Below are 11,762 nucleotides of genomic sequence, written 5' to 3' on the forward strand. Positions count from 1 at the left end.
TAGATTGATGTATAGTTCTGGCTAATGTAACAAGTACCGGTAACAGTTTGATTAAACAGTTTTTGCTCCGTTCTGCCTTAATGCTGCCACTTTTCTCGGCAAGCGCATTTGCAGATTCATTACCAGAACGAATAGATACGTTTACAGAGCTATTTAATTATGAAGTAGCCCTTAAATCGTATGACATACGCATACTGCAATCAAACTACCCAACCAAGTTGCTTTCACCGGACTCAATGTTGCCACAAACGGCCGATTATCCGCTAAAAGACATTCAACAACTGTATCGCTTGGCGAACACATGTCGCGGAAAACTGCCGTTAAGTCCTTTAATTACGGAACCTTTGGTGTTTACTCGAGCCTTATGTAAAGGAACGCAACTCACACCACGTTGGTTTTCTCGTAGTGGGTTGATTCACCCAGGAGGCGGCACTTACGCAGCTCGTTATGCTGAGAAATATCCAGAACTGCGCCCTAAGCTTGCACAGTACATGCACATTAAAGAGCGCACTAACGACGATGGCGACGAACTGCTAGAAAGCTTGCAAAGCATGGATGATGATGCAATAAACGCACTCATCGCTGGTGCGAGCATGTTCATTGAAGGGAAGGAGCTTTGGCTACGCCGCGGTGATCACTACTTCGTTTTCTCTAAAAATGTTTGGCAAGAAAACGTTGCGAATGCTGGTCTGTCTTACGGACTCGCATCAGAAAGCCGAAGCTGCTTTGTGAAACGCGGTAACATTTGTTGGGATGTAGAAGATCACTCGCAAGTGTTGCGGATCAGCATGATCATTCTTGTGATTGCCAACATCTTATTGGTGATCGGCTGGGCAGTGTATCGCTGGAACAGCAAACGAGAAGAAATGCGCAGTCGCATGTTGGTGCTGCAAATTCTTACTCACGAACTAAGAACGCCGATTGCGTCTTTGTCTTTAACCGTTGAAGGTTTCCGTCGTGAGTTCGAACATCTTCCAGAAACCGTTTACGACGAATTTCGTCGATTATGCGAAGATACGCGCCGATTACGCCAGTTAGCAGAGGCAAGTAAAGATTATTTGCAATCTGATAACCAAATGCTTGCAACAGACTGGGTTCCTTCTGTTGCAGAATGGCTAGAATATAAGATTGAAGAAGAATTTGATAACGCTGTACTTTTCAAAATAAACGAAGATGTAGCTGCTAAAGTTAACGTGTATTGGCTCGGAACCTGTATCGATAACTTGTTACGAAACGCATTGAAGTACGGTAAAGCACCGGTCGAACTATGTGTAGAAACCAGTGCGGATAAAATCATTATCCAAGTCATAGATGCCGGCAGTTTAACTGCAAAAGATTGGGCAAACCTAAGAAAGCCGTTCGTAAGTAAGAGCGGACTAGGGCTTGGATTAACAATAGTTGAATCAATGGTAGGCCGCATGGGCGGAAAAATGTCCCTAATGGGACCACCTACAACCTTTATATTGGAGATACCTTGTGAAACAGACACTGCTTCTCGTTGAGGACGATAAAAACTTGGCTGACGGCCTGTTAGTAAGCCTGGAACAAGCAGGATATGAGTGTTTACATGTGGAGCGTATTTCAGACGTTGAGCCACAATGGAAAAAGGCTGACTTAGTCATTCTGGACCGCCAACTACCAGACGGCGACTCAGTACAATCTCTTCCTGAATGGAAAAAAATTAAAGATATCCCTGTAATCCTTCTTACTGCACTGGTTACTGTAAAAGATAAAGTTGCGGGTTTAGATTCTGGTGCGAACGATTACTTAACAAAACCATTTGCAGAAGCGGAACTGTTTGCGCGTATCCGAGCACAACTTCGCGCACCAGATTCAGCGGAACAGGGTAATGCAGACAAAGTGATGACCAAAGACCTTGAGATCGACCGCGCAACTCGCGAAGTCGTATTCCAAGGTGAAATGATCACACTGACTCGTACCGAGTTCGATCTACTGCTGTTCTTGGCATCTAACTTAGGTCGCGTATTTACACGTGATGAATTATTAGATCACGTTTGGGGTTACAACCATTTCCCAACAACGCGTACTGTAGATACTCACGTACTTCAGTTACGTCAAAAGCTACCGGGTCTAGAAATCGAAACGCTACGTGGCGTTGGTTACAAGATGAAAGCGTAACGGCAAAGAATGAAAACACTACTTCCTGTAGTTCTCTCATTGCTATTAGTGAAACCAGTCCAAGCTACGGACTGGTTTCAAACTAATACACCACTGACACAAGCTCACCAGCATCTGCTCGAAGATGACCTTGGTGGCATGTTCAATTCCCTTGTCGAACTATGGCAAAGTGAACCAAACAAAGAACTCACACCGCACCTCAATGATTTATTAGCACAATCACTTTCTAGAGACTGCGGCAAATCATTAACAGGTGTCACGCTTCCTGATTGGATAAGCGGCATTAACGTTATTAGACAAACCATCCAAAGCCCAGGCAGAGATACTTATCGACTCGTCGTTAAACTACGTGCAACAACGGATATTGAAGACATCTCTTTCCGCCGTTGGGTCGACAGTACCATCTCTGCAGACAGCTCATTCAATTTTGAAGAGCAACCGGAAGGCGCAGAACTGGCAAATGAACGCAGCTTTTTAAAACGCTACAATCTAACAGGCAAGTTGGATGCGGGCTTATATCACTTATCAGTGACGACAAAAGACAAACGTACTTACCGTACATGGGTGATTTTAGGCGATTCAAACTCGACACAATATGTTCGTTGGACTTCAAAAGAGAACTGGAAGGTAGAGAAGAGCGCGCTACGGAACCCACATTGTCCGCTACCACAGCTAGAAGTCGGCCTTTATGATTATGTCGAAGGTCAATATGACCAAGTATGGAAAAAGACATACGAATCTAATTACCCAAATTCTCTCGAATTAGATGGAATCCCTAATGACCGATATGTGTTAGCTGTGAGCATTAACAGTCGACGTTGGCAAGGTGACATTATTGTTGAGCAGGCTCAAACTATTAGCCGAACTTATGATGTTTCTCTCGAAGAATAGCTAAAGAAATTACACTTGTGCCGATATAAGTTCAGGACGAACGAAATAACAAGTGTAGTATGAAGACACAATTCAAAATTTTAACCACGACCATCACAGCAGCGTTATGCTCTAGCGCTGCTTTTGCTGGCACTTACGCAATCGAAGCTCGTAGTGACGCAATGGGTGGAGTAGGAACCGTATCAGCCTCTTACCTAACTGCACCATTCTTTAACCCGGCATTAACGGCAATCTACCGTCGTAATGATGATGCAGGTATGATCGTGCCAAGTTTTGGCGTTAACTATAACGATCAAGACGGTTTAATCGACGAAATCGAACGCATAGGTAAGCTGACCGATCCAACAGAAATCGTAAACTCCTTAGACGCGATTAACGGACAAAAGATGGATTTTGACCTTGGTGGTGTCGTCGCCGTTGGTATTCCGAATAAATTCTTATCTGCAACAGCTTACGGAAAACTATATACCGAGTCTTTCGTTGAACCGACTATCGACACGGCAAGTGGTGACCCGTTAAATGATAGCTACGTGCGCGGCGTCTCTATTGGTGTGGCAGAAGCGGGGATCTCCCTCGCTAAATACACCAACTTCATGAATCAGCATTTGTCGTTTGGTATTACACCAAAACTACAGCGCATCTACACTTACTCTTACGCAACAAGCTTTGCTGCGTTCGATACCAAAGATTTGCGTGAAAATGAAACTGCAGAAACCATGTTTAACCTTGATGCGGGTGCATTGTGGTTCTTTGGTCCTTACCGTTTAGGTATTTCAGCGAAAAACTTAATCGGTCGCGACGTGAAAACAAAATCTTTCACCTACAACGGCGATACCATTCAATCCTACGAATACAGCATGCGACCAGTCTACACCGTAGGTGCCGGATATGTCGCAGATTACTTCAGCTTCAGCGTTGACTACGATTTGAATGAAGAGAAGAAGTTCTCTACCTTTGATGACAACACGCAAATCGTTCGAGCCGGTTTTGAAATTGACGTACTTCGTCAGCTAGCACTGCGTGGGGGATACATGAAAAACCTTGCACGTTCAGGTGACGAGGGAACGATCACGGCGGGTATTGGTTTGTCACCTTTGAACTTAATCGAACTTGATATTGCAGCGCAATATACCAATGAAAACGCAATGGGTGCTTCGATTAATTTCCTTGCGACCTACTAAGCGAGCCGTTATAGTCAGCTCCTCATATTGAGGAGCTTTTTTATGTTTGACGATTTACCACCTCTGTCTCATCAAGAACAGCAACAAGCTGTAGAACGTATTCAAGAATTAATGCAGAAGGGTACCAGTACCGCAGAAGCGATTAAGATCGTAGCCCAGCAAATTCGAGCAGAATACGCCGCGAAGAAACAAGACTAAGAAATTACAAAGAGCAGGGCACAGACCCTGCTTTTTTACGCCCCTCACATATATCGCTAAATCAAACAGCTTCCCGTCTTTTCACCACACTACCTTAAACAAATTCAACGTTACCACGTAACCAAGCAGTTCAAAAGTGGAGTAGAAACACCTGCCATAATAAGTTAGTAAAATTTTACTAGATACCATTAACTATCACTTTTGAAATGCAGGTAAAAACACTGCGCAAGCACAGCAAGTTAAACATAATCCCTTAAATACAAACACTTAACTCAGGATAATCATTCAAGCAATAAAACACTCCCACCTCGTTCTGTAATTTAATTACAGTAACGAATTCAATGGCCATATCCAATAGTGAAATATTCTGCAAAAACATAAAAGAGACGCCGTCACTTTGATTGGCAGAAAATTTAGACATATAAAATGGTACTTATGAAAACAGTGAGTACTTGCGGACTAAAACCGAACCAAATCTGAAACCGTACTTAAAACAGAAAAAGAGAATGAGTAAACGGTGTTTTTCACGTGAGATTTAGATGGAATGAGCGCAACTTTTTTCAAAAAATGATCACTGGCCTACATTGGAGATATAAACGCAATTTTACTTACGTATTACACTGTAACGTTATAAGGTAAAAGTGAGATGCTGAATGGGGTGAACTATTGATGAGTAAAGTTTGCAGTTAATTCTTAAGCCTTTTGCTGCATGGTAGATACTTAGTTCGTTAGTGTTGAGGGCCAGATAAAAGCGGCAGGAGAGACGAGTTATGTATAGTGTGTCTAAACAATATGTAAGTAGAATCTAATAAGCGCTTAAACCTTTCGATCTAGTTCAGACCTGCACTAATGATGATTTACACAACGTGCGCTGAACCGATACCTTAGGCACGTCTATTGACCTAGACGGCTTCGAAAATGTTACTACATACGTTTCCATGATCAGTGAGAAGCCAACTAAAAAGCCGAACCCTTGGCGATGGGGTTCGGCTTTTTTAACTCTATGGTATCGAGAACCGAGTAAAACTAGTTACTACGGGCGCAGACAAAACCAGTAACCCAAAAAAGGAAAGTGACAGTGAAGTTTCCCGAAATCGATTATCAATTCTGGTACACGACCTGGTATGAGACCGTAGGAAAAAAGACAACTTATTCCAACGTTAACTCTAGAAAATACATGCATTTCAATGGTGACTTAAATGCCTGTATGGACGAAATTTTTTCCATGATCAGTAAAAAGCAATTCGACAAATCAACGATACTTAGAATCGTTGATCTCATTTATTGCTGGGGTGGTCCATCTGGAAGGTTGTTTTATGTACCAATGAAAGGGAAAGATGCCCCGCGACAAGTGCTAGAAGATGATGTAAGAGCATTTGAACAGTACATGCTTGGGGTCCAACTCGCAGTCGATGGCAATATCAAGTGCATAGATGAGTTCTGTAAGCTCGACGGAATTGGCAAATCGTTCGCAACTAAGCATGCTTATTTTTGGAGCCACGACAGTGCGTTCCCTTTAATGATCGTAGATTCCAAGATTTCCGGTGCCCTTGGATTTACAACAACGCAGCAACTCGAAAAAGCATACACCAATGAGCAGTTAGTGACCGCATTTAGAAAGAAGGCAATGGAAGAGTTCGGAGAGAATACTCCTTCAATGGTAGAACGTGCTCTATTCGCGTTCCATAACAACTATTTCTTGAATGACAATTCGAACTGGAAAAACAAAACTACGCATCGTGATAGTCATGTCGCCACAGGATTGGCAAAAACATTGTTTGAAACTGAAAACAGTTAAACCTTTTTGTTTTTAAGGCAAGTCACTCTAGGATGAATAGCTTATATTGGTAATTCACTATCCGTAGTAAATCGCCAAAACCATATAGAAGTATAGGGTGCTTGGGTACAACTAACCCAAGTTATAGTCTTATTCACTTGTGATGTTTGCGCTGATGGGGATGAATCTGAAATACCAGATTGTTACTCATCAAAGGACTGCAAGACGTTCGAGAAAGCGTATTGGTTCTAAAAGCTTCGCGTAATGTTGGCGCATAAAGGATTAAACTCGACCCCACACTAATGACGATTTACACAGCGGGCAGGGAGCCAATACATTTGGCAAGTCGATTGACCTCGACAGGCCTCCAATTCGTTTTCATCAACGTCCACCAAAATCAAGAAGCCTACAGAAAAGCCGAACCTTAGCGATGGGGTTCGGCTTTTTGGTTGTGCCAGCTCAAGTTTAATTGACCTTATTTTGATCTTGTTGCTATTCACCGATATTAATATGCATATAATTTAGCTGGATTTACGGCAGTTAATCCAGTTGTTTTTATAAAACACACCTCACATATAGAATTTAGTCGAGTATAGGAACACTTATGGTGTTATTTGATTCAGAAAAAAAAATATATAAAAAGATTGATGAAGAAAAAGAGCATTTGTGGAAAGCAATTAGCGCCATAAAAACACAACTCTATGAGCAGTCGCAGAGCTTAAGTGAACTCGGAAAAAGTGCTCCAGAACTCTATCAAGAGATAGTTAATGACAGTAGGAATATTAGTAGATATAGAAACCGCGCAAATGAACGTTCAAAAGAGGTTGAGCTTATAGTTACTTCTATAGAAGAAGCCAAATCTGCAATTGAGAAAGCGCAAGATGAAGTTAACCAAGCCAAACAAGGCATTGACACGCAGAGAAGTGAATCCGAAGAGGTATTTCTAGAACAAAAGCAAAAGCTCCAAAATCTTGTTCAGCAACAAGATAAAATCGAAGAAATGCACGAAGAGCTTATAACTTTTACTAGTCAAAAAGATTCTTTACAAGAAAGTATAGATCAAATCCAAGACCAGTTGACGGAATCAGAAAGTTCAAATAAGAGAATTAGTAATTTACTTACTGGTGCACTGGCTCAACAGAAAAGTATTAAAGCCATACACGAAGAAATCTTTGGTTATGTTCATTCAGATGACGGCGAAGAAGTTGTTGTCGGTGGTTTGAAAGAAGAGCTAGATACTAGTTACACAAAATTAAAAGAAGATCTGAATAATTTTAATAAAGAGGTAGCAAAAGCATCGAAAACGCAGCAGACCATACTAAGTGAGATTGAAACCAACTATGCAGAAAGCCTTTCAAACTTTAAAAATGACTCTGAAACGAAATACCACGCAATTGTTGCTAAAATAAACTCGTTACTTCCATCCGCTTTGACTGCTGGTCTTTCAGGAGCTTATATAGATAAAATTAAAATTGAAAAAGAAGAGCTTAAAAAACATGAGTCGTCGTTCAACAAGTCGATAATGGCTCTTGTTGCTTGCTCGTTGCTCCCATTTGCATTTGTGGCTGCTCGAATATTCATATTAAGAGAGAATTTTGACACCGTAATTGAAGATGCACCTATGTTGTTTTCTATAATGTTACCTGTGTACGCGCCCATACTCTGGGTAGCTTATTCTTCAAACAAAAGTTACAAGTTAAGTAAGCGTTTAATTGAAGAGTACACTCACAAAGAGGTATCAAGTCGAACCTTTGAAGGTTTGTCGACGCAGATAGCTAGCATTGGAAAAGACTCAGCAAGTGAAGAACTTAGGACTAAGCTATTGTTTAACTTACTAAATGTAAACAGTGAAAACCCCGGCAAGCTTATATCAGATTACAACAATTCTGATCATCCAATTTTAGATGCAATAGATAAAAGTTCAAAGCTAACCGATGCTCTTGGCAAACTTGGCAATGTGCCTATGCTAAGTCAATTGCTCAACCACCTAAATGCCAGAGAAAAGGAAAGGTTAGCTACTAAAGCGCAAGAAACTGAGAAAACTTTGGAAAGTCATTTGGCAGCGTCTACAGCAGACACTGAAGCACAGCAAGCTGAAAAAGCATCAGAAACTGGAACAACAGAGCAAGCAAAAGCAACAGCATAAACTTAAAGCTTATTTTTGCTATTCATTCGGCGGCTTTCATTCGACGGCCGCCTTTAAACGGTAAGACGTTTTCTTTAGCAGGATAGACCTTGGCCTGGTCAATATGCCCAAATTTCTCTACAAACTGACGATGTTCGTCACGCCAGAACACAAAGCTTTCCAATTCTTTAGGGCTGAACTCACGACCAGAAGCTGTGATAATGATGGCACGTTTCTCACAAACACGAAAACCAGACCAACGTATATCATTAGGCAAGTAACCAAGTGATTTAATCAGCAGAAGTTTTTCTACCATCGGATTAACAGGCATAGCGCCATCAAGCCAACGGGCAACAGTTGGCTTAGTTGCGTGACAGCTTTAATATATTTGTTAATCAACATCGGTTAAAGCCTCAAAAGCAAACAATGTTGTTAATCTTAGGAGGACATTTTAACTTTGGTAAATAGTGACATTACAACTTTGCGCCTACAATTACAGTGCGCATTATATGTGTTATGTTAAATACAATGTGAACTTACGCCAAATCTTCTCTACATGGGTCTCCTATCCCTCTCAGATTTCAAATTCAGACATCGTTTGTTAGGTTCATTAAACATAATGGTGATTTACCATAAAATAGCTAATATGGATCTATCAATCTACGATTGCTCGCTCTGCTATTAGCTCGTTTGTCTTTTAGCTTACTAATCGTTGCTTGTTCTTTGATATGCATTACAACTTTTGCGGACACCAACCACAGATACAAAAAGAGCGTCTGTTTGAGACGCTCTTTAAAATCTTTTGCTTAGTTTAAATTAACCGCCGGCCAACTTAACTGTCATGCCTTTCTTTTCAAGATGAGCTTTGATTTTATCACGAGCATCACCTTGAATTTCAATGGTTCCATCTTTTACTGAACCACCGCAGCCACACACTTTTTTCAGTTCTGCGGCTAACAACTTTAGCGGAGCGTCATCTAAATCCAAACCTGTGACGATACAAACGCCTTTTCCTTTGCGACCTTTAGTTTGTCGTTGAATACGAACAACACCGTCGCCTTTAGGACGTTCGACTTTTTCTTCTTCAGGTTTGATTCGACCAGTTTCTGTTGAATATACGAGAGACATACTCTTATTTCTTTTGCTGTTGTGCTTGCATCGCTTTTTGCTTTGCAACTAAATACGCTTCGATATGACGTTGAATTGCGGCTTTCGCACCTTTTATCAACTTGCCATTGAACATACAGTACCAAGCATTTGGCTCTCCTGTATCGTTCTTTATCGTGTAGCCATTAAATACTTCAGATTGAGGGTTGCCGGTGCTTTGCGTTCGTTGACCTAAAGAAGAAAACTCTTTGGGATCGATAATAGACGCGGTATCACACCACCAATCAATGCTCTTTTTTACCGCCGTTAAACTGCCTTGTAAAACGTGGTTTTTGATTTTAACCTTCCAAACGCTACCATCGGATCCGCCTGATTGCAGGTTAAAACCTCTATAATTTGAAATTGCCATACCACTGAGCCATCTATCTAATGCTTTGATACAATCATAATTATAACCGAACAATATTCAAACACTAATGCCTTACAAAAGTTCGGTTATTCTTATTTCTACCACAAAACGAATGACGGTAACGTTAGTTAGCTTGCAGTATTAATACAATCAGCTAAAAATTCGTGGAACTGATGACCATTATTTTGCAGCATTTTAGGGAACATCGAGATCGGCGTCATACCTGGGAAAGTATTTACCTCATTCAAATAGATTTCGTTGTCTTCTGTTAAGAAGAAATCGATACGCGATAAATGACGAAGATTCATTTGCTTAAAGACTGTCTGTGAAGCTTCAAGAATCGCATCCACCTGCTCTTCTGTTAAGTTCTTTGCTTCAACTTCTGTCAGCGAATGACTCGCACTGCTGTACTTCTCATCGTAAGAATAGAAGGCACCATCAGGCGCGATTACCTCACCGGGTTTGGTAATGTACAGTTGGCCACCCATCTCATAAGCTGCGACTTCAAGCTCACGTGGTTTCACTGACTTTTCAATCAACACCTGCTCAGAAAAACCGAAGGCATCATTGACTGATTGTCGCAATTCTGACTTTTCGGTGACACTGTAACACCCAACAGAAGAACCTTGACGAGCGGCTTTGACAAACACTTTTTCCCATTTATCAAATGCTTGTTGCGCTTGCTCGTGGGCGTATTCATCATTACGAGTCAGAAATAAGTATGGAGTGTTTGGGATACCAATTGCATCGTACCAAAGCTTCGATGTGATCTTATTGAAGCTGTTGCTGCTCGCCTCAGGACCGCAACCAAGGTATGGAATGCCTGCGATTTCAAACATGGACTGAATATCGCCAGTTTCACCAGGGAAACCATGAATACAAGGAACGATAAAATCGACGGCTAAACTCGAAGTATCTGAACAAAGTTGTTTTGTGTTCAAGTCTAGGTAAACCAACTCATTTTGGTTTGTTACCCAACCTTCATTTTTGATTTCTACGCGCGTTACTTTAACGTTTTCAATCAAATTTAATTGCTGCTCGACGAAGTTTGCAGACAATAATGAGATCTCGTGTTCCGATGAACAACCACCGCATAAAAGAAGAATATTTTTAATCATGAATCAATCTTTCCGTGATTTTAAAAAGATACTATTCAGTATGATAAACTTTTGGTTAGCTACGTACAGTAATTTTACTGTGAAGAATGCTGTTCGAATAGGATTTAACCAAAGAAAGAAGGGAGCAATTTGCTCCCTTCTTTTTGTGTTATTAGTTGAGTTTATTAAGTGTTGGGTATGCCGAGTTTTTAATGGCATCGATACTCTTAACAAATGGCTTCAACTGCTGAAAATGCCCAGGAAGCGTCGATATTGCTTGTTGTGCTTCAGCGCTAGTTGCGTAATCGCCGTAAAGCACTGAGAACCACTTAGTGCCATTGACTACTTTGTAGTTTTCCCAAATAGGTTGGCTGTTCTGTGGAAGCTTGCTCGCGAATTGGTCTACTTTCGCTTGGCTGCCGACGGCAACAACTTGGATGGTGTAACCAAAGCGTTGAATGCTCGCTTGCTTTTTACTTGGTGGAATGATCTTAACTGGCTTCGCTTGATCTTTAGGGGTTAATTTAACCACCTTCTTCTCTTCTGGCTTCGCAGTCATTTTGACAACGGTAGGCTCTACGTCTTTTTCTACCACTGCGTTTTCAGAAGACATAATTGGCTTAGAGACAGCCTGAGATTGGTAGTCTTCTTGGTAACTTTCTGATGTCACGTCAGTGATGTAAGTTTCCGAGGCACAAGCAGAAAGTAGTACTGACAAGCCGATGATTGCGATTTTTTTCATGAAGTAACAAACGCTCTGAACAAATATTACGATAAATCATGCCGATAGCAGGCTATTTTATCAAGCACCAAACACAATAATCTTTGAATTTGATGT

The 11,762-nt window shown here is 41.1% G+C and carries 11 protein-coding genes and 1 pseudogene; 7 read left to right on the forward strand and 5 right to left on the reverse strand.

Features of this window, described 5'->3' with window-relative positions; all coding sequences use genetic code 11:
* The first annotated feature begins 80 nt into the window (after positions 1–80).
* The 7 genes from vxrA to C1S73_RS23580 all read left to right on the forward strand — a co-directional run bounded on the left by vxrA (position 81) and on the right by C1S73_RS23580 (position 8,332).
* The gene (gene vxrA / locus C1S73_RS23550) at positions 81–1,502 is read left to right on the forward strand and encodes a sensor histidine kinase VxrA (protein ID WP_161625078.1); all 1,422 of its coding nucleotides are present in this window, start codon (positions 81–83) and stop codon (positions 1,500–1,502) included.
* Positions 1,477–2,139: a response regulator transcription factor VxrB gene (vxrB, locus tag C1S73_RS23555; RefSeq protein ID WP_038870712.1), complete on the forward strand. Its 663-nt coding sequence runs from the start codon at positions 1,477–1,479 to the stop codon at positions 2,137–2,139. The genes vxrA and vxrB overlap by 26 nt, the downstream gene beginning before the upstream one ends.
* A 9-nt stretch (positions 2,140–2,148) precedes the next feature.
* Positions 2,149–3,030: a DUF2861 family protein gene (locus C1S73_RS23560; RefSeq protein WP_038870714.1), complete on the forward strand. Its 882-nt coding sequence runs from the start codon at positions 2,149–2,151 to the stop codon at positions 3,028–3,030.
* A gap of 59 nt (positions 3,031–3,089) precedes the next feature.
* Positions 3,090–4,211, forward strand: a complete 1,122-nt coding sequence (locus tag C1S73_RS23565) for a conjugal transfer protein TraF (RefSeq protein WP_038870716.1) — start codon at positions 3,090–3,092, stop codon at positions 4,209–4,211.
* A gap of 42 nt (positions 4,212–4,253) precedes the next feature.
* Positions 4,254–4,409, forward strand: coding sequence for a YoaH family protein (locus tag C1S73_RS23570; protein WP_080774323.1), 156 nt, complete (start codon positions 4,254–4,256; stop codon positions 4,407–4,409).
* A gap of 1,078 nt (positions 4,410–5,487) precedes the next feature.
* The gene (locus C1S73_RS23575; protein ID WP_038870719.1) at positions 5,488–6,207 is read left to right on the forward strand and encodes a hypothetical protein; all 720 of its coding nucleotides are present in this window, start codon (positions 5,488–5,490) and stop codon (positions 6,205–6,207) included.
* Positions 6,208–6,790: 583 nt separating this feature from the next.
* Positions 6,791–8,332, forward strand: a complete 1,542-nt coding sequence (locus C1S73_RS23580) for a hypothetical protein (RefSeq protein ID WP_038870721.1) — start codon at positions 6,791–6,793, stop codon at positions 8,330–8,332.
* A gap of 22 nt (positions 8,333–8,354) precedes the next feature.
* On the opposite strand, the pseudogene C1S73_RS23585 reads toward C1S73_RS23580, so the two are convergent.
* From C1S73_RS23585 to C1S73_RS23605, 5 genes and pseudogenes are all read right to left on the reverse strand, one after another.
* Positions 8,355–8,684: pseudogene (locus C1S73_RS23585) on the reverse strand (phage protein); the annotation flags it as partial.
* A 443-nt stretch (positions 8,685–9,127) separates the two neighbouring features.
* Positions 9,128–9,439, reverse strand: coding sequence for a stress response translation initiation inhibitor YciH (yciH, locus tag C1S73_RS23590; RefSeq protein ID WP_038870723.1), 312 nt, complete (start codon positions 9,437–9,439; stop codon positions 9,128–9,130).
* Between the two features lie 4 nt (positions 9,440–9,443).
* Complete coding sequence (locus C1S73_RS23595; protein WP_038870724.1) at positions 9,444–9,827, reverse strand: DUF3319 domain-containing protein; 384 nt, start codon at positions 9,825–9,827, stop codon at positions 9,444–9,446.
* Positions 9,828–9,955: 128 nt separating this feature from the next.
* Entirely contained in the window at positions 9,956–10,945 is a 990-nt protein-coding gene (locus C1S73_RS23600; RefSeq protein ID WP_038870726.1) for a D-alanine--D-alanine ligase, read from the reverse strand.
* 151 nt (positions 10,946–11,096) lie between these two features.
* Positions 11,097–11,666, reverse strand: a complete 570-nt coding sequence (locus C1S73_RS23605) for an SPOR domain-containing protein (RefSeq protein WP_038870728.1) — start codon at positions 11,664–11,666, stop codon at positions 11,097–11,099.
* Between the last annotated feature and the right edge of the window lie 96 nt (positions 11,667–11,762).

The organism is Vibrio jasicida 090810c, from assembly GCF_002887615.1.
GTDB classification, from domain to species: domain Bacteria; phylum Pseudomonadota; class Gammaproteobacteria; order Enterobacterales; family Vibrionaceae; genus Vibrio; species Vibrio jasicida.

Bases quoted from the DNA above. Each gene is read 5' to 3' on its own strand.
- vxrA (WP_161625078.1), top strand. From the start codon at position 81: ATGCTGCCACTTTTCTCGGCAAGCGCATTTGCAGATTCATTACCAGAA.
- C1S73_RS23560 (WP_038870714.1), top strand. From the start codon at position 2,149: ATGAAAACACTACTTCCTGTAGTTCTCTCATTGCTATTAGTGAAACCA.
- C1S73_RS23565 (WP_038870716.1), top strand. From the start codon at position 3,090: ATGAAGACACAATTCAAAATTTTAACCACGACCATCACAGCAGCGTTA.
- C1S73_RS23570 (WP_080774323.1), top strand. From the start codon at position 4,254: ATGTTTGACGATTTACCACCTCTGTCTCATCAAGAACAGCAACAAGCT.
- C1S73_RS23580 (WP_038870721.1), top strand. From the start codon at position 6,791: ATGGTGTTATTTGATTCAGAAAAAAAAATATATAAAAAGATTGATGAA.
- yciH (WP_038870723.1), bottom strand. From the start codon at position 9,439: ATGTCTCTCGTATATTCAACAGAAACTGGTCGAATCAAACCTGAAGAA.
- C1S73_RS23595 (WP_038870724.1), bottom strand. From the start codon at position 9,827: ATGGCAATTTCAAATTATAGAGGTTTTAACCTGCAATCAGGCGGATCC.
- C1S73_RS23600 (WP_038870726.1), bottom strand. From the start codon at position 10,945: ATGATTAAAAATATTCTTCTTTTATGCGGTGGTTGTTCATCGGAACAC.
- C1S73_RS23605 (WP_038870728.1), bottom strand. From the start codon at position 11,666: ATGAAAAAAATCGCAATCATCGGCTTGTCAGTACTACTTTCTGCTTGT.